Below are 17,483 nucleotides of genomic sequence, written 5' to 3'. Positions count from 1 at the left end.
CGGGCGGAGGGCTATGGCGAAGTCCCCAAACCCAACCGCTTCACGCTTTTCCTGGAATTGCTCTGATCAGAGCCGTTGGCGAGCCATGCGCTGCGACTGCGCAAGGCCGATGAAGTCGCGCGCGGCCTGCGGCAGGCCGGAGCCGCGGCGCCAGACGGTGCCGACCTGGACCACCGGCAGCGAGCCGGAAATATCGCGCGATTCGATGCGGTCGCCTTCCAGGGACCAGGGGCGGTAGACTAGATCCGGCAACAATGCCACGCCGGCGCCGGTGGCGACCAGGCTGCGCACGGCCTCGACCGAGCGCGTACGGAAAGCGACATGCGGACGGGCGCCGATCGCCGAAAGCAGCTTGCCGGTGTTCTCCTCGATCTCGTCTACGGTGAGCATGATCAGCGGCTCGGACGCGATATCGCCGATCGAGATGATATCGGCGCTGGCGAGCCGGTGGCTGAGCGGGATCCACAGCCGGTAGGCCGAGACTTCCAGGATTTCCGACTGCAATGCCGTGCGGTCGCGCAGGTTGGACGTCACCATCACGGCGATATCGAGCTTGCCGCCGACCAGAAGGTGCTCGAGATAGTCGCCATTATCCTCGATGGCGGAGACCTCGACACCAGGATAGGCGCGGCGGTAGCGGGCGAGCAGGTCGGAGAGCACATAGCCGGCGACTAAAGAGGTGACGCCGAGTTGCAGGCGCCCGCCCGTGGCAGCCTGCTCGCTGGAGAAAGAGCGGCGCGCATCGGAGACATCGGCCAGGATCTTGGTCGCGTGGCGCAGGAACTGGTGACCTTTGTGGGTGATGTTCAAGCCGCGCGGATGGCGCTCGAACAGCTCGACGCCGAGGTCGCTCTCCAATTCCTTGATCGCTTCGGTGACCGAGGACTGGGAAATCGACAGATTCTGCGCGGCGCCCGAGACGGTGCCCTGCTCGGCGACGGCGACGAAGAACTGCAATTGGCGAATGGTGAAGGCCATGGCCGGACTAAACACCGGCGCGGCACGGAAGGAAAGATACTGGCGGCTCCGGCGCTAGGCCGTCGCGATGGTCAGGCGCGCTCCGGCATGGGTCAGCGCGGCGGCTATGTCGGATGGCGGCGGCTGGTCGGTGGCGAGCTCGGAAAAGCCGTCGAAGCCGCAGACCCTGACCAGGCCCTGGCGGCCGAACTTGGTATGGTCGGTGACGACCAGCGAGCGCTGGCCGCGCGACAGCACCATGCGGGCGAACTCCGCCTCCTCCAGTTCGTAGTCGGTCAGGCCGGCAGCGGCATCGACCGCGCCGATCGAGATCACCGCATGATCGACCGAAAAGCGGCTGACGAACTCGATCGCCGAAACGCCGAAAGCTGCGCCCGAATCGCTGCGCAGCTCGCCGCCGGCCATATAGACCTTGTTGCCGTTCACCGTCGCCAGCGTACGGGCGATGTCGGAGGAGTTGGTGACCACCGTCAGCCGGCGATGGCCGAGCAGCTCCCGCGCGAGGAAGGATGTGGTCGTGCCGGTATCGAGCATAATGGCCTCGCCATCGCGGATCGTGGCCGCGACCGTCCTGGCGATCAGGCGCTTGGCTTCCGCATTCTCGCGCATGCGCCGCTCGAATGGCGCCTCGCCCACGATTGACGCAAGACCCACGGCGCCATGCATCTTCAGCACCGACCCGTCATCGGCGAGCGGCTTGACGTCGCGCCGCACCGTTTCCAGCGAGACGCCGAGACGTTCGGCAAGGCTGGCTATGGTGATCGTGCCCTCCTCGTTGAGGAGGCGCAGGATTTCGCCATGCCGTTTCGAATGGATCATCGGGGGCCCGGAATTTTGACCGAATTTAACGCTTTGGCAATGCTTTGAAAGGAGTCGCTCATATTTTCGGGCAAAACACCCAAAAAAGGTCACAGCTTTTGATTGACAGCGCTGCCTTGCCGGCATGAGACTGACATTGTGACAGGCTCGGAGCTGCCACGGGAAGGTGATGGCAGAGCCGCAACCTAGTGACCAGATCGTCTGGAACCAGCCAGGCGCGAGCTTTTATCGAATCCGCGGGGGCGGATGCCGGGATACCATACCTGGCCAAGGGGCTCGTCGGTGCGGTGCGGGATACCGATCCTGGCGTCTCGCACCGACGAGGCTTTTTTATTTTGTCCCATCGTCGTTTTCCGCGAGACCGGCTGAGGCCGGAGCGAAGCCTTGAGTGCCGAAGACCGCATCCGGGCCCTGCCGTGCTGGAACGGCAGCATTGAGATCGAGCCGCTGCCGGGCGGCCTCAGCAACGCCAATTTTGTCGTCACCGATGCGGCCGGGCGGCATGTCGTGCGCTTCGGCCAGGACTTCCCGTTCCACCATGTCTTTCGCGAGCGCGAGGTGATGACGGCGAGGGCGGCGCATGCGGCCGGCTTCGCGCCCGCCGTGCATTATGCCGAGCCCGGCATACTGGTGACGGAATTCCTCGGCGCCAAGACCTTCGTCGCCGAAGACGTGCGGGCCAACCTTGACCGTATTGCCGGACTGCTGCGCGGCTTCCATCGCGAGATGCCGAACCATGTCTCCGGCGCCGGCTTCATGTTCTGGGTGTTCCACGTCATCCGCGACTATGCGCGCACCCTGGACGAAGGCGGCAGCCGCAAGAAGGATCAGTTGCCGCGCTATCTTTCGCTCGCCGACGAGCTCGAGCGGGCACAGAAGCTGTTGCCGATCGTCTTCGGCCACAACGATCTTTTGCCGGCCAATATTCTCGACGACGGCAGGCGGCTGTGGCTGATCGATTTCGAATATGCCGGCTTCAACACGGCGATGTTCGATCTTGCCGGCGCGGCCTCCAATGCCGGCCTGAGCGATGAGGAATCCTTAGCCTTCCTGACGGCCTATTTCATGAAGGAGCCGGACAGCGAAATCCGCCGCTCGCACGCCGCCATGCAATGCGCCTCGCTGCTGCGCGAGGCGATGTGGAGCATGGTCTCCGAGCTCTATCTCGACGCGCCCGGCATCGACTATGTCGCCTATACCGAGGAAAACCTCGTCCGGCTCGATGCGGCGCTGGAGAACTACCGGACGAAATACGGGACCAAGTCATGACCTTGCCCAGCCATGCCGAAATCGTCGTCATCGGCGGCGGCATCATCGGCTGTTCCACCGCCTATCATCTGGCGCGCGACCACAAGGCCGATGTGGTGCTGCTCGAACAGGGCAAGCTGACCTCGGGTTCGACCTGGCACGCCGCGGGTCTGGTCGGGCAGTTGCGCTCCTCGGCCTCTATCACGCGCGTGCTCAAATATTCGGTCGAGCTCTATAAGGGCCTCGAGGCCGAGACCGGCCTGGCGACCGGCTGGAAGATGACCGGGTGCCTGCGGCTGGCGACCAACGCCGACCGCTGGACCGAGTTCAAGCGGCTGGCGACCACCGCAAAAAGCTTCGGCATGGACATGCAGCTTCTGTCGCCGGCGGAGGTGAAGCGCATGTGGCTGCTGATGGAGACCAGCGACCTGGTCGGCGCCTCATGGCTGCCGACCGACGGCCAGGCAAGCCCCTCCGACATCACGCAATCGCTCGCCAAGGGCGCGCGCATGCATGGCGCGAAACTGTTCGAGGATGTGCGCGTCACCGGCTTTGCGATGAAGGACGGCCGCATCACGGCAGTGCAGACTTCAAAAGGCGACATCGCCTGCGACAAGGTGGTGAACTGTGCCGGGCAGTGGGCAAGGCAGGTCGGCGCGATGGCCGGCATCAACGTGCCGCTGCAGCCAGTCAAGCACCAGTATATCATCACCGAGAAGATCGAAGGGCTGGCCAACGACGCGCCGACGATCCGCGACCCCGACCGCCGCACCTATTTCAAGGAAGAGGTCGGCGGGCTGGTGATGGGCGGCTATGAGCCGAACCCGCAGGCCTGGGCAACCGGGCTCCCCGGCGGCGACGTTCCCAGCGACTGGGAATTCCGCCTGTTCGACGACGACTACGATCATTTCGAGCAGCATATGAGCCAGGCGATCGCGCGCGTTCCCGCCTTGGAAACCGTCGGCGTCAAGCAGATGATCAACGGGCCGGAAAGCTTCACGCCGGACGGCAATTTCATCCTCGGCGTCGCGCCGGAATGCGCCAACATGTTCGTCGGCGCCGGCTTCAACGCCTTCGGCATCGCGTCGGGCGGTGGCGCCGGCTGGGTGCTCGCGCAATGGGTGGTCGATGGCGAGGCGCCGCTCGACCTCTGGGTGGTCGACATAAGGCGTTTTTCAAGCCTGCATCGCGACCGCGACTGGGTCCGCGATCGCACGCTGGAAGCCTATGGCAAGCACTACACGATCGGCTTCCCGCATGAGGAATATCTGACCGGCCGGCCGCGCATCGTCTCGCCGCTCTATGAGCGGCTGAAGACGCACCGCGCGGTATTCGGCTCCAAGCTCGGCTGGGAGCGGCCGAACTGGTTCGCGCCGGATGGCGCAGCCGCCGAGGACGTCTATTCGATGGGCCGCCAGAACTGGTTCGGCCCGGTCGGCGAGGAACACCGGCATGTGCGCGAGAAGGTCGGCATCTTCGACCAATCCTCCTTCGCCAAATATGAGCTGAGCGGGACCGATGCGCTGAAGGCGCTCGACTGGATCTGCGCCAACGACGTCAACAAGCCGGTCGGACGGCTGACCTACACGCAGCTTCTCAACACGCGCGGCGGCATCGAGGCCGACCTCACCGTGTCGCGGCTCCGCGAGGATCGGTTTTATATCGTCACCGGCACGGGCTTCCGCACCCATGACCTGTCCTGGATAAGCGATCACATCGGCTCCGGCCTCGACGCCAGGTTGACCGACGTTACGGAGGATTTCGGCACGCTGTCGCTGATGGGACCGCGCGCCCGCGACGTGCTGCAGGCGGTGACGGCGGCCGATGTCACGAACGCCGCCTTCCGCTTCGGCCATGCGCGTGAAATCCAGATTGCCGGCCATGGCGTGAAGGCGCTGCGCGTCACCTATGTCGGTGAGCTCGGCTGGGAGCTGCATGTGCCGATTGAGGCTACCGGCGAAGTCTTCGATGCGCTGATGGCGGCGGGCGAGGCGCATGGCATTCGCCCGGTCGGCTACCGGGCGCTGGAGTCGCTCAGGCTGGAAAAGGGTTATCGCGCCTGGGGCTCCGACATCACCCCGAACGACACGCCGCTGGAAGCGGGGCTCGGCTGGGCGGTGAAGCTTCGCAAGAACACCGATTTCGTCGGGCGAAGAGCGTTGGAGAAAGCAGCCGGCAAGCCACCGGCGAAACGCTTTGCCGGCTTCACGGTGGACGATCCGGAGATCGTGCTGGTCGGGCGCGAGACGATCCTGCGCAATGGCGAACCGGTCGGCTATCTCACCAGCGGCGGCTACGGCTATACGGTCGAGAAGAACATCGGCTACGGCTATGTGCGCCACGCCGACGGCGTCAGCGACGGGTTCCTCGCCTCGGGCGACTACGAGCTGGTGGCGGCGATGGAACGCACGCCGGCAAAGATCCATCTCGAGGCGATGTACGATCCGGCCGGGACGAAGATAAAGGCCTGATCCGCGCAGCGCGGGTCAGCCGACACGCAGCGCCAGACAACGGCTCGGCACAGTGTCGCCCTCGCCGGGCATCGAGGCGTAAGGCCGTGTCTCTTCGAGGCGGCTTATCGCGCCGCGGGCTTCCAGTTCGGCGATCCGCCCCGCGAAACCGGCATCCCACAGCGTGTTCTTCACCGTCAGCACGATAATGCCGCCTCGGCGGCAAATGCGGATCAGCTCGTCAAGGCCCTCGGCCCCGACATGGCCCGAAGTGAAGACGCCGGCCGAGACGATGCCGGCATAAGCGCCGTCCGCGAAGGGCAGAGCATCGCCCATCGCCAGGCGGTGCAGCGCCGTGTAGACGCCCTTGGCGCCGGCCTTGTCCAGCATGCCTTGCGAGATGTCGAGCGCCTCGACCCTCGGATAGCCGGTGATCGCGAGCCACTCGCCGATCAGGCCGGTTCCGGCGCCGGCGTCGAGCAAGGGCGCGGCGCCGCGCGGCAGATGGCGGGCAAGCAGCGCCAGGCAGATCGTCGGATGGCGATAACCGGCAGCCGACATATCGGCGTCGTAGGTCTCGGCCCAACTGTCATAAACCGCGGCGACTTCGTCCGGCCGGGTAGCGGCATAGGCCGCGCTTAGCGAGCCGCTGTGCTTGCCGTCCGTCATTGCTGCTCCCGCCGAATCTTTGTTCATCCATGATAGCCAAGCGGCGAAAACTGTGGAACCGTCCGGCCATAAACATGACGGGAAGGTTAAAAAAGAGGGGAAAGCCGATGGACGACATACGCGCGGCGCTGGCGGCCATTCCCGCCCTGGCAGGCTATGACGGGCCGCTGGAGCGCTTGGGCGGCCTGACCAATAGGGTCTACAGGGCCGGCGAAGCTTGTCTGCGCATTCCCGGCAAGGGTACGGAAGAATATATCAACCGCGCCAACGAGGCGGTGGCGGCGCGCGAGGCGGCCAAGGCCGGCGTTAGCCCCGAGGTGCTTTATGCCGATCCGGCATCCGGCCTGATGGCGACGCGTTTCATCGCCGCCGCCGAGACGATGTCGCCGGAGAAGTTCAAGGCGCGGCCGGGCAGCCCCGCGCGGGCTGGCCAGGCCTTCCGCAAGCTGCATTCATCGGGCGCCGTCTTTCCTTTCCGCTTCGAGCTGTTTGCCATGATCGACGACTATCTAAGGGTGCTCTCGACCAAGGATGTCGCGCTGCCTTCGGGCTATCACGACGTGGTGCGCGAGGCAGGCAGCGTGCGGGAGGCGCTCGCCGCCCATCCGATCCAGCTCGCCGCCTGCCATTGCGATCCGCTCTGCGAGAACTTCCTCGATACGGGCGATCGCATGTGGATCGTCGACTGGGAATACTCCGGCATGAACGATCCCCTTTGGGATCTCGGCGACCTCTCGATCGAGGGCAGATTCGACGCGGGCCAGGACGAAGAACTGATGCGCGCCTATTTCGGCGGCGAGGCGAGGCCGGCCGAGCGCGGCCGCGTCGTTATCTACAAGGCGATGTGCGACCTGCTCTGGACACTGTGGGGCCTGATCCAGCTCGCCAACGACAATCCGGCAGACGATTTCCGCGCCTATGCCGACGGCCGCTTCACCCGCTGCAAGACCCTGATGGAAACGGCGGAGTTTTCACAGCATCTGGCGGCTGTGCGAGAGGGATGAGCCCAGGCCTGGATCCTAATTCACGCCCTTCGGCACGTTCTCGGGCGGCACCTCGGTCTCCACCACCTTCTGGCGATGGAAGATGAACATACCGGCAAGCACGACGGTGCCAGCGCCGATCAATATACGCGGCCCCGGGACATCGCCGAAGAACACGAGGCCGAAGACCACAGCCCATAGGAGCAGCGTGTAATGCAGCGGCGCCAGCGTCGAGGCGGGCGCCAGCTTCAGCGCCCTTGTGATCATCAGATGCGCGGCGCAGGAGACGACGCCCAGCAACAGCATGGCGCCAAAATCGAGCGCCGACGGCGTGCGCCAGGCGCCGATGGTGAGCAGGCCGCCGACGATCAGCGTGCCGATCGTCTGCCAGGTGACCAAAGTCGTGTCGCTGGTGCCGCGCAGCAGGCGCCCAAGAATGATGGCGAAGCCGAAGGCGATGCTGCCGACCAGCGCGAAGGCCGAAGACAGCGAGAAAGCCGCCGAGGAGGGCTTCAGGATGATCAGCACGCCGCAGAAGCCGACCAGGATCGCCAGCCAACGGCGCCAGCCCACCTTTTCGCCGAGCAGGAGGTGCGACAGCGCCGCGACATAGATCGGCCCGGCCATGTAGAAGCTCATCACGTCGGCCAGCGGCAAGTAGACGACGGCGGCATAGAAAAGCCCAGTATCGGTGGTGGTGGCCACGACGCGCAGGAACTGCAGGAGCGGCCGGTCCATGTGAAACAGCTTGCCGGTGCCCTGGTTGGCGATCATCGGGCCGAGCACGATGAAAGCGCCGATCGAGCGGATCAGCACCACCTGCCCGACGGAGAAGCTCGCGACCAGCCATTTGCCCATCGCGTCGTTCAGCGCGAACATGAAGTCGCCGGCCAGCATCAACAGGACGCCGGCGAGCAACATGTTCCTGATCGTGAAATTGCGGGCGAGCGGAGCCATGCCGCTCCCTAGCCGCAAGCGGCCGGTTTGACGAGGGAAAATCGGGCGATCGGTAAGACCAGCGGCGGAAATCGGCTGGTTCTAGCCGGCCCTGTGCCGCCGATTCACCTGCGCAGGCCGTCCCGCGATCGAGAGACGGGTTTCCTGCTTCGTCCGCTCAGCCACCACCTTGCCCCTGGCGATGACGCAGAGGCGTTCGGGACGCAGGCGCACGGCTTCGATCGCGTTGCCGGCGTCGAGCACGACGAGGCTTGCGCGCTTGCCGACGGCAAGCCCCAGATGGTCGAGCCCCATGATGGCGGCGTTGACGTTGGTGACCATGTCGAAGCAGCGCGCCATATCGGCCGGGCTCGACATCTGCGCGACATGCAGGCCCATGAAGGCGACGTCGAGCATGTCGGCGGTGCCCAGCGAATACCAGGGGTCGAGCACGCAATCCTGGCCCCAGCCGACGCGGATGCCGAGCGCCTGCATCTCCTTGACCCGGGTGAGGCCGCGCCGCTTCGGGAAGGTGTCGTGGCGCCCCTGCAGCATGATGTTGATCAGCGGATTGGGGATCGCCGAAACGCCGGCCTCGGCGATCAGCGGCAAAAGCTTCGAGACGTAGTAATTGTCCATCGAATGCATGGAGGTCAGGTGCGAGCCGGCCACCCTGCCCTCCAGGCCGAGCCGTTGCGTCTCGAAGGCCAGTTGCTCGATATGGCGCGACAGCGGATCGTCGGTCTCATCGCAATGCATGTCGACCATCAGGCCGCGCTTCGCCGCGATCTCGCAAAGCTCCGTGACCGAGCGCGTGCCGTCGGCCATGGTGCGCTCGAAATGCGGAATGCCGCCGACGATGTCGACGCCCATGTCTAGCGCGCGGATGGTGTTCTTCAGCGCCGTCGGCGAGCGGTAGAGACCGTCCTGCGGAAACGCGACGAGCTGCAGGTCGATATAGGGCGCGACGGTTTTCTTCACGTCGAGCAGCGCTTCCACCGCGAGCAGCCGGTCGTCGCAGACATCGACATGGCTGCGGATGGCGAGCAGGCCCATCGACACGGCCCAGTCGCAATAGGCGAGCGCACGCTCACGCACGGCTTCATGGGTCAGAAGCGGCTTCAGCTCGCCCCAGAGCGCGATGCCCTCGAGCAGCGTGCCGGAAGCATTGATGCGCGGAATGCCGTAGGAGAGCGTCGCATCCATATGGAAATGCGGGTCGACGAAGGGCGGGGAGACCAGATTGCCGCGCGCGTCGATCTCGGTCGGCGCGGAGCCCGGCAGTTTCTGCACGACCGCCCTGATGGTTTCGCCGGTAATGCCGATATCGGCGATCCTGCCGTCCGGCAGCGTGCCGCCGCGCACGATGAGGTCGAAATCCATCTGTCGTCACCTTTTCCCAAGAATCGGCACCCATCGTGGCCGAAAAGACAGCCCGGCGCAGCCTTTTCTTTCCTCGGCGGCCGAAAGGTTCCATCGCGCCGCAACTCGCTCTATAAGCCGCCTCTCGCCCTTGTGGCGAATCCGAAATTCTTTGCAAGCCAGACACAGGATCGGCCGTTGTTTCGCTTCTTCCGTTCGACGGAAAACCAACGCCTCATCGCGAGGCTGGTGAGGGAATCCTTCCACGAGTATAAGTTGGGCTATGGCGCGGCAATCGCATCGATGCTGGTGGTGGCCGCCATGACCGGCGCCAGCGCCTGGATCCTGCGCGAGATCACCAACGAATTCGTCGTCTTCAAGAGGCTCGACCGCGTCAACCTGATCGCGGCGGGCGTCGCGGCGATCTTCCTGCTCAAGGGTTTTGCCACCTTCGTCCAAGCCTATTTCATGAGCCGCGTCGGCAACGCCATCATCGCCGACCGGCAGCGCCGGATCTACGACCGCATCCTGGCGCAAGGCATCGAATTCTATCATTCGACCTCATCGGCCGACCTGATCGCCCGCATGACCAACAACGCGCAGGCCGCGCGCAGCGTGCTCGACCTCGTCGTCACCTCCTATGTGCGCGACCTGGTGACGTTGATCGTGCTGGTCGGGGTCATGGTCTGGCAACAGCCGGCGCTGTCGCTGATCTGCTTCATCGTCGGACCGATGGCGATCTATGGCGTCAACCGTATCCTGAAGCGCGTGCGCAAGATCGCGGCGATGGAATTCATCTCGCTGGGCCAGATCGTGCATGTGATGCAGGAGACGGCGATCGGCGTGCGCGTCGTCAAATCCTTCAATCTCGAAGCCGCGATGCGCAAGCGCATGCACAAGGCGGTTTCGGACGTCGAAACCCGCGCCAACAACATCGCGACGCTGGAAGCCGCCACCAGCCCGGTAATGGAAACGCTGGCCGGGCTGGCGATCGCCGGCGCCGTGCTGGTCAGCGGCCTGCTGGTGCTGCAGGGCGGCCAGATGCCGGGCAACATCATGGCCTTCATCGCAGCGCTGCTCTTGGCCTATGAGCCGGCAAAGCGGCTGGCGCGCGTGCGCATCTCGCTCGAGACCGGCATCGTCGGCGTGCGCATGATGTTCCAGCTCGCCGACCGGCCGCTGACGCTCGCCGAGAAACCCGGCGCCACACCGCTGCAACCCGGTCCGGGCGAAATCCGCTTCGAGAATGTCAGCTTCGCCTATCCGGAAAGCCCGCCGGTTTTCGAAGGTCTGAACCTGACGCTCGCCCCCGGCAAGATGACGGCGCTGGTCGGGCCGTCGGGCAGCGGCAAGTCGACGATCCTGAACCTGATCATGCGCATGTACGATCCGCAGACCGGCAAAGTGATGTTCGACGGGCAGGACATCTCCTTCGCGACGCTCGATTCGCTCAGGCAGAAGATCGCCTATGTCAGCCAGGACACGTTCCTGTTTGCCGGCACCATCATGCACAATATCCGGCTCGGCCGCGAGGGCGCGACCGACGAGGAGGTGGTCGCCGCCGCCAAGGCCGCCAACGCGCATGAGTTCATCAGCGCCATGGCCAAGGGCTACGACACGGAGGTCGGCGAGAACGGGTCCCTGCTCTCCGGCGGCCAGCGCCAGCGCATCTCGATCGCACGCGCCATGCTGCGCAACGCCGAGATCCTGCTGCTCGACGAGGCGACCAGCGCGCTCGACGCCGAGTCGGAAGCGCTGTTCCGCGACGCGCTGCAGCAGCTGACCGTCGGACGCACGACGATCGTCATCGCGCACCGGCTGTCCACCGTGCACCAGGCCGACACGATCGTGGTGCTGGAAAAGGGCAAGGTGCTGGAAAGCGGCTCGCACAAGACCCTGCTCAAGCAGGGCGGGCTCTATCAGAAGCTTTATGAATATCAGCTGATGCCGTAGGCGCAGGCTTCACCTTCTCCCCCTGCGGGAGAAGGTGGCCGCGAAGCGGCCGGATGAGGGGTGTTGGAAGGATCGCGACGCCGAAGAATTAAGCGCGCGGGACCCTTCAATCTTCGAGGTCTCACTCCGCTGGAACACCCCTCATCCGTCTCGGCGCTAACGCGCCGATCCACCTTCTCCCACAAGGGGAGAAGGGAGAACCGCTCCTCACTCCGGCACTTTCCTGACCGCGCCCTTGTCGGCGCTGGTGGCGAAGGCTGCGTAGGCGCGCAGCGCGGTCGTCACCTTGCGCTTGCGCTTTTCGGCCGGCTTCCAGGCGTCGGCGCCCTTGGCGTTCATCGCCGCCCGCCGCGCTTCAAGCTCGGCATCGCTGACGGCGAGCCGGATGGTGCGGTTGGGAATGTCGATCTCGATCGTGTCGCCTTCCTGGACCAGGCCGATCGCGCCGCCTTCGGCGGCTTCGGGCGAGACGTGGCCGATCGACAGGCCTGACGTGCCACCGGAGAAGCGGCCGTCGGTGATCAGCGCGCAGGCTTTGCCGAGGCCCTTCGACTTCAGATAGCTGGTCGGGTAGAGCATCTCCTGCATGCCGGGGCCGCCGCGCGGTCCCTCATAGCGGATGACGACGATGTCGCCGGCCTTGATCTCGTTGCCGAGGATCGCCTTGACGGATGCGTCCTGGCTTTCGAAGACGCGGGCCGGACCGGTGAACTTCAGGATCGACTCGTCGACGCCGGCGGTTTTCACGATGCAGCCGTCGAGCGCCAGATTGCCCTTCAACACTGCAAGGCCGCCATCTTTCGAGAACGGAGTCTTTGCCGACCGGATCACACCCGTCTCACGATCGAGATCAAGCTCGTCCCAGCGGCGATCCTGGCTGAAGGCGACTTGCGTCGGCACGCCGCCGGGCGCGGCGCGGAAGAACTCGCGCACGTTTTCGGCGGAAGTGCGAGCGATGTCCCAATGGTCGAGCGCCTCGCCGAGCGTGGCGGTATGCACCGTCGGCAGGTCGCGGTTGATCAGGCCCGCCCGGTCAAGCTGGCCGAGGATGGCCATGATGCCGCCGGCACGGTGGACGTCCTCCATATGCACGTCGGACTTGGCCGGCGCCACCTTGCAGAGCACCGGCACCTTGCGCGACAGCCGGTCGATGTCTTCCATGGTGAAGTCGACCTCGCCTTCGTGAGCCGCCGCGAGGATGTGCAGCACGGTGTTGGTCGAGCCGCCCATGGCGATGTCGAGCGCCATGGCATTCTCGAAGGCGCCCTTGGAGGCGATGCTGCGCGGCAGCGCGCTCTCGTCTTCCTGCTCGTAATAGCGCTGGGCGAGATCGACAATGAGGTGGCCGGCCTCGACGAACAGCCGCTTGCGGTCGGCATGGGTCGCAAGCGTCGATCCGTTGCCAGGCAGCGACAGGCCGAGCGCCTCGGTCAGGCAATTCATCGAATTGGCCGTGAACATGCCGGAGCACGAGCCGCAGGTCGGGCAGGCCGAGCGCTCAATGACCTTGACGTCCTCGTCGGAGATCCTGTCGTCGGCGGCGGCGACCATGGCATCGACCAGGTCGAGCGCCTGCGCCTTGCCGGCCAGCACCACCTTGCCGGCTTCCATCGGTCCGCCCGAGACAAAGACGGTCGGGATGTTGAGGCGGAGCGACGCCATCAGCATGCCGGGCGTGATCTTGTCGCAATTGGAGATGCAGACCATGGCGTCGGCGCAATGCGCGTTGACCATGTATTCGACGGAATCGGCTATCAGCTCGCGCGACGGCAGCGAATAGAGCATGCCGTCATGGCCCATGGCGATGCCGTCGTCGACGGCGATGGTGTTGAATTCCTTGGCTACGCCGCCGGCCTTCTCGATCTCGCGCGCGACAAGCTGGCCGAGATCCTTCAGATGGACATGGCCCGGCACGAACTGGGTGAAGGAATTGACCACCGCGATGATCGGCTTGCCGAAATCACTGTCTTTCATGCCCGTGGCGCGCCACAGGCCGCGGGCGCCGGCCATGTTGCGGCCATGGGTGGTGGTGCGGGAACGATAGGCAGGCATTGGATTGTCCTTGCTGGCTGGCCGCGCCGATGCGCGGCGGGCGGCGCTCGAATTTTAGTCGGCAGCGGTTATAGCGATCACGGCCAGGCATGACCACCATTTTGCACTGCGCCAGATTCTTCCGGAAAAACCGCAGGCCTGTGTCGGATCACGGGCCGCACAGCCGTCCTTGGGCAGACGGAACGGCACCAGTCAGCACTCAGCCGTTGACCGTATCCGCAAAGAAGCATTCGGAGGAAGACGCATGCAAAAGATCACAACCTGCTTGTGGTTCGACGGCCAGGCCGAAGAGGCGATGAACCATTACACATCCATCTTCAAGAATTCGAAGGTGCTGAGCGTCATGCGCTGGCCCAAGGGTCATCGTGATGAGGGCAAGGTGCTGGTGACCACCTTCGAGCTGGACGGGGTGCCGTTCCAGGCGCTCAATGGTGGACCGGAATTCAATTTCACCGAAGCTATTTCGCTGTCGATCGACTGCGAGACGCAAGAAGAAGTCGATCACTTCTGGACGAAGCTCACCGAAGGCGGCGGGCAACCCGGCCCCTGCGGCTGGCTGAAGGACAAGTTCGGCGTTTCCTGGCAGGTCGTGCCGGAACAGCTGCCGCGCCTGCTTCAGGATCCCGACCGGGAGAAGGCCGGCCGCGTCATGAGCGCGATGATGCAGATGGGTAAGATCGACATCGCCAAGATCGAGGAAGCGGCGAAGGGGTGAGCGCTTTTCCCTTCTCCCCTTGTGGGGCTGTTGCGCAGTTAGCGAGAACAGGCCCATAAGGGGAGAAGGAAAGGCCGCGCTTCACGCCGCCTTATCACGCACCTGATAATCCTTCACCGCAGCAAAGCGGATCGCTTTCCAGCGCTCGGCTTCGTAGTTGAGCGAGAAGGCGTGCTGGGCGAGGAAGACCGGATCGTTGTCGAGGTCGCGGGCGATGTCGCCGCGGTGCGATTCGATGAAACGCTGCACCTCCGCCTTGTCGTCGGCCGAGATCCAGCGGCAGACCGAGAAGCGCGACATCTCGAAATCCACCGGCAGCGAGTATTCGATGTTCAGCCGTTCCTTGAGCACATCGAGCTGCAGCGCGCCGACGACGCCGACGATGGCCGGCGAGCCGTCCTCCGGCGAGAACAGCTGCACGACGCCTTCCTCGGCCATCTGGTGCAGCGCTTCCTTCAGCTTCTTGGCCTTCATCGCGTCGCCGAGGCGCACGCGACGCAGGATTTCGGGCGCGAAGTTCGGCACACCGCGGAACAGGATCTCCTCGCCCTCGGTCAACGTGTCGCCAATGCGCAGCGTGCCGTGGTTGGGGATGCCGACGACGTCGCCGGCGAAGGCCTCGTCGGCGGTGACGCGGGTGCGGGCGAAGAAGAACTGCGGCGCAGACAGGCTCATCGGCTTGCCGGTGCGCACCAGCTTTGCCTTCATGCCGCGCTCCAGCTTGCCCGAGCAGACGCGCACGAAAGCGATGCGGTCGCGGTGGTTGGGATCCATGTTGGCCTGAATCTTGAAGACGAAGGAGGTCATCTTCTCCTCGGTCGCCTCGACCAGACGCTCGTCAGCTTCCTGGGCGCGCGGCGGCGGGCCATAGGCGCCAAGCGCCTCGATCAGGTCGCGCACGCCGAAATTGCGGAGCGCCGAGCCGAAATAGACCGGCGTCAGGTGGCCTTCGCGGAAGGCGTCGACATCGAGCGGACGGCAGGCTTCGCGCGCCAGCTCCAGCTCCTCGATGAAGTCGTTGCGCTCATTGTCCGGCAAAAGCCCGGCGACGCGGTTTGAATCCGGGCCGTTGACCGGCGTGCGCTCCTTCTCGTCGTCGCTGCGGCGCACCGCATTCTGCGCCAGGTGGTAGGTGCCTGAAAAGGTCTTGCCGCGGCCGATCGGCCAGGTGACGGGAGCGGTGTCCAGCGCGAGCTTCTGCTCGATCTCGTCGAGGATCTCGAACGGGTCGCGGCTCTCGCGGTCCATCTTGTTGACGAAAGTGATAATAGGGATGTCGCGCAGCCGGCAGACCTCGAACAGCTTCAGCGTGCGCGGCTCGATGCCCTTGGCGGCGTCGATGACCATGACGGCGGAATCCACCGCCGAGAGCGTGCGATAGGTATCGTCGGCGAAGTCTTCGTGGCCAGGCGTGTCGAGCAGGTTGAAGACGTTGTCGTCATATTCGAAGGTCATCACCGAGGTGACGACCGAGATGCCGCGCTCGCGCTCGATCTTCATCCAGTCGGACCGCGTCTGGATGCGGTCCTTCTTGGCCTTGACCTCGCCGGCAAGCTGGATGGCGCCGCCGAACAGAAGCAGCTTTTCGGTGAGTGTGGTCTTGCCGGCGTCGGGGTGCGCGATGATCGCGAAAGTGCGGCGGCGCGCGACCTCTTCAGGTATCGTTTCGGGCATATCGTTTAAGGCGTTCCGTGTGACAGGCGGCGCTTCTATCAGCGCAGCGCCGGCCTGTCGACATGGGTGGGCACGCCTCGTACTTGACGCTCCGGCTCAAGCCGGCTCGGCCGCGCTTTCGGCCCGGGCGACATCCGGCAGCCAGCCGGCGATGGCCTCACCGATCGTGTGGGGGTAGTCTTCCTGCAGATAGTGGGCGCCAGGGCCCAGATCGATGAAGCGGCAGTTCTTCAGCCCGGCCGCGAACTCCTTTGCCGCCTGCGCCGAAATGAGGGCACCTGGGTCGCCGGCGAACAGCAGCTTCGGATAGGAGGAAAGCCGCAGCGCGCGGTGATCGTGCTCGCTGATCGCCGCGACATCGGCCGGCTGGTTCTCGATCGGCAGTTCGCGCGGCAGGCGCAGCGCCGGCTTGCGCGACTGCGGCGTCGGGAACGGCGCACGATAAGCGTCCATCTCCTCTGCGCTCATCTTGCGCAGGATGGAAGCAGGCAGGATCTTTTCGACGAAGACATTCTCCTCCAGCACCAGCTTCTCGCCGGCGCCAGGCGTGCGCAGCGCCTTGAACAATTCGCGCGCCTGCGGGCGCTGGTGGAAATCCTCCCAGCGCTCGAAGGGCCGGATGAACTCCATGAAGGCGAGGCCGAGAACACGCTGCGGCCGCCGCGCGGCGAAATGGAACGCCAGCGCCGTACCCCAATCCTGGGCGACGATCACCATGTCCTTGAGATCGAGCGCTTCGATGAAGGCGTCGAGATAGCGGACCTGATCAAAGAAGCGATAGTCGATGTCCGGCTTGCCCGACTGGCCATAGCCGATCAGGTCGGGCGCAATACAGCGACCGAACGGCGCGACATGCGGGATGATGTTCCGCCATATGTAGGACGAAGTCGGATTGCCGTGCAGGAACAGCACGGTCGGGCCGGCCGATCCGGCCTCCAGGTAGGACATGCTGGAGTCCAGCACATTCACTCGCAAACGCCGCAGCGCGGCTTCTTGTCCACCGGTCTTCGAACTCATCGCGCTGTCTCCTTCCCAAATACAGTGCTGAAGATGATTTTCTTGAACCGTTCGAGCGGCTCCGGGCTGCGCTCGACCTTCATGCGCAGCATGGCGCCCTGCCAGGACGACAGCAGAAAATCGGCAAGGTCCTCGGCATCGAAGGTTTTTGTTATCTCGCCCGCCGCCTGACCCTCGGCGATGCAGGCCGCGAATGGTCGGCGCCAGCGCTCGAAGATGGCGACCAGCCTGAGCCGGAGCGGCTCGCTGTGGACGGCCGTCTCCAGGCTGAGATTGCCGATCATGCAGCCGCGCGCCCAATCATGCGCCTCGAGCTTCGAGGTGATGACGTCGAGATAGCGGCGGAGCCTCCCGACGGGCGGCGTGCCGTCACGCGCCAGCGCATTTTCCACCAGGTCGCTGACATAGGTGAAGTAGCGTTCCAGCACCTCGCCGGCGAAATCTTCCTTGGAGGCAAAATGGTTGGTGAATGAGCCCGGGCGGGCGCCTGCGGCGGCAACGATGTCGCGAACGCCGGCCGCGGTGTAGCCGGAATTCCAGATCGTCTGGAACCCGGCGTCTAGGAGGTTTTCACGGAGTGATTGCCTGGCCATTGCCAAATAATACGTACGTACGTATTGAGGTCAA

The 17,483-nt window shown here is 64.7% G+C and carries 14 protein-coding genes; 5 read left to right on the top strand and 9 right to left on the bottom strand.

What is annotated here, in order from left to right:
- Positions 1-66: 66 nt before the first annotated feature.
- Together P9273_RS01385 and P9273_RS01380 are read right to left on the bottom strand one after the other, a co-directional pair.
- Positions 67-978: a LysR substrate-binding domain-containing protein gene (locus P9273_RS01385; RefSeq protein WP_040993810.1), complete on the bottom strand. Its 912-nt coding sequence runs from the start codon at positions 976-978 to the stop codon at positions 67-69.
- Positions 979-1,032: 54 nt separating this feature from the next.
- On the bottom strand, positions 1,033-1,797 hold the full coding sequence (locus P9273_RS01380; protein ID WP_278047301.1) for a DeoR/GlpR family DNA-binding transcription regulator: 765 nt from the start codon (positions 1,795-1,797) through the stop codon (positions 1,033-1,035).
- A gap of 384 nt (positions 1,798-2,181) precedes the next feature.
- On the opposite strand from P9273_RS01380, the gene P9273_RS01375 reads away from it, so the two are divergent.
- Both P9273_RS01375 and P9273_RS01370 read left to right on the top strand, forming a co-directional pair.
- Positions 2,182-3,066, top strand: a complete 885-nt coding sequence (locus P9273_RS01375) for a phosphotransferase family protein (protein WP_278047300.1) — start codon at positions 2,182-2,184, stop codon at positions 3,064-3,066.
- Positions 3,063-5,516, top strand: coding sequence for a GcvT family protein (locus P9273_RS01370; RefSeq protein ID WP_278047299.1), 2,454 nt, complete (start codon positions 3,063-3,065; stop codon positions 5,514-5,516). The genes P9273_RS01375 and P9273_RS01370 overlap by 4 nt, the downstream gene beginning before the upstream one ends.
- 15 nt (positions 5,517-5,531) lie before the next feature.
- Here the strand turns inward: P9273_RS01370 and P9273_RS01365 are convergent, their stop codons facing one another.
- Positions 5,532-6,164: a class I SAM-dependent DNA methyltransferase gene (locus P9273_RS01365; RefSeq protein WP_278047298.1), complete on the bottom strand. Its 633-nt coding sequence runs from the start codon at positions 6,162-6,164 to the stop codon at positions 5,532-5,534.
- 107 nt (positions 6,165-6,271) lie between these two features.
- Here P9273_RS01365 and P9273_RS01360 point away from each other — a divergent pair, with 107 nt between their 5' ends.
- Entirely contained in the window at positions 6,272-7,168 is an 897-nt protein-coding gene (locus P9273_RS01360; RefSeq protein ID WP_278047297.1) for a phosphotransferase family protein, read from the top strand.
- A gap of 15 nt (positions 7,169-7,183) precedes the next feature.
- On the opposite strand, the gene P9273_RS01355 is transcribed toward P9273_RS01360, so the two are convergent.
- The gene (locus P9273_RS01355) at positions 7,184-8,104 is read right to left on the bottom strand and encodes a DMT family transporter (RefSeq protein ID WP_278047296.1); all 921 of its coding nucleotides are present in this window, start codon (positions 8,102-8,104) and stop codon (positions 7,184-7,186) included.
- An 81-nt stretch (positions 8,105-8,185) separates the two neighbouring features.
- The gene (locus tag P9273_RS01350; protein WP_278047295.1) at positions 8,186-9,466 is read right to left on the bottom strand and encodes an amidohydrolase family protein; all 1,281 of its coding nucleotides are present in this window, start codon (positions 9,464-9,466) and stop codon (positions 8,186-8,188) included.
- A gap of 177 nt (positions 9,467-9,643) precedes the next feature.
- Between P9273_RS01350 and P9273_RS01345 the strand changes: the two genes are divergently transcribed.
- Positions 9,644-11,398, top strand: coding sequence for an ABC transporter ATP-binding protein (locus P9273_RS01345; protein ID WP_278047294.1), 1,755 nt, complete (start codon positions 9,644-9,646; stop codon positions 11,396-11,398).
- Between the two features lie 207 nt (positions 11,399-11,605).
- Here the strand turns inward: P9273_RS01345 and ilvD are convergent, their stop codons facing one another.
- Positions 11,606-13,450 (bottom strand): dihydroxy-acid dehydratase, encoded by a 1,845-nt coding sequence (gene ilvD, locus P9273_RS01340; RefSeq protein ID WP_040993790.1) that lies wholly within the window; start codon positions 13,448-13,450, stop codon positions 11,606-11,608.
- 244 nt (positions 13,451-13,694) lie between these two features.
- Here ilvD and P9273_RS01335 point away from each other — a divergent pair, with 244 nt between their 5' ends.
- Positions 13,695-14,165: a VOC family protein gene (locus P9273_RS01335; RefSeq protein ID WP_278047293.1), complete on the top strand. Its 471-nt coding sequence runs from the start codon at positions 13,695-13,697 to the stop codon at positions 14,163-14,165.
- 81 nt (positions 14,166-14,246) lie between these two features.
- Here the strand turns inward: P9273_RS01335 and P9273_RS01330 are convergent, their stop codons facing one another.
- The 3 genes from P9273_RS01330 to P9273_RS01320 form a co-directional block, all read right to left on the bottom strand.
- The gene (locus P9273_RS01330; RefSeq protein ID WP_278047292.1) at positions 14,247-15,839 is read right to left on the bottom strand and encodes a peptide chain release factor 3; all 1,593 of its coding nucleotides are present in this window, start codon (positions 15,837-15,839) and stop codon (positions 14,247-14,249) included.
- Positions 15,840-15,935: 96 nt separating this feature from the next.
- On the bottom strand, positions 15,936-16,856 hold the full coding sequence (locus P9273_RS01325; RefSeq protein WP_278047291.1) for a haloalkane dehalogenase: 921 nt from the start codon (positions 16,854-16,856) through the stop codon (positions 15,936-15,938).
- A complete protein-coding gene (locus P9273_RS01320) occupies positions 16,853-17,449 on the bottom strand; it encodes a TetR/AcrR family transcriptional regulator (RefSeq protein WP_278047290.1) in 597 nt (198 codons plus the stop codon). The genes P9273_RS01325 and P9273_RS01320 overlap by 4 nt, the downstream gene beginning before the upstream one ends.
- Positions 17,450-17,483: the final 34 nt, after the last annotated feature.

The sequence above is a fragment of the Mesorhizobium sp. WSM4935 genome (assembly GCF_029625735.1).
Classification (GTDB): Bacteria; Pseudomonadota; Alphaproteobacteria; order Rhizobiales; family Rhizobiaceae; genus Mesorhizobium.
Note: the sequence above shows the minus strand (reverse complement) of the source record. Positions and strands in the feature narration are given on the sequence as shown.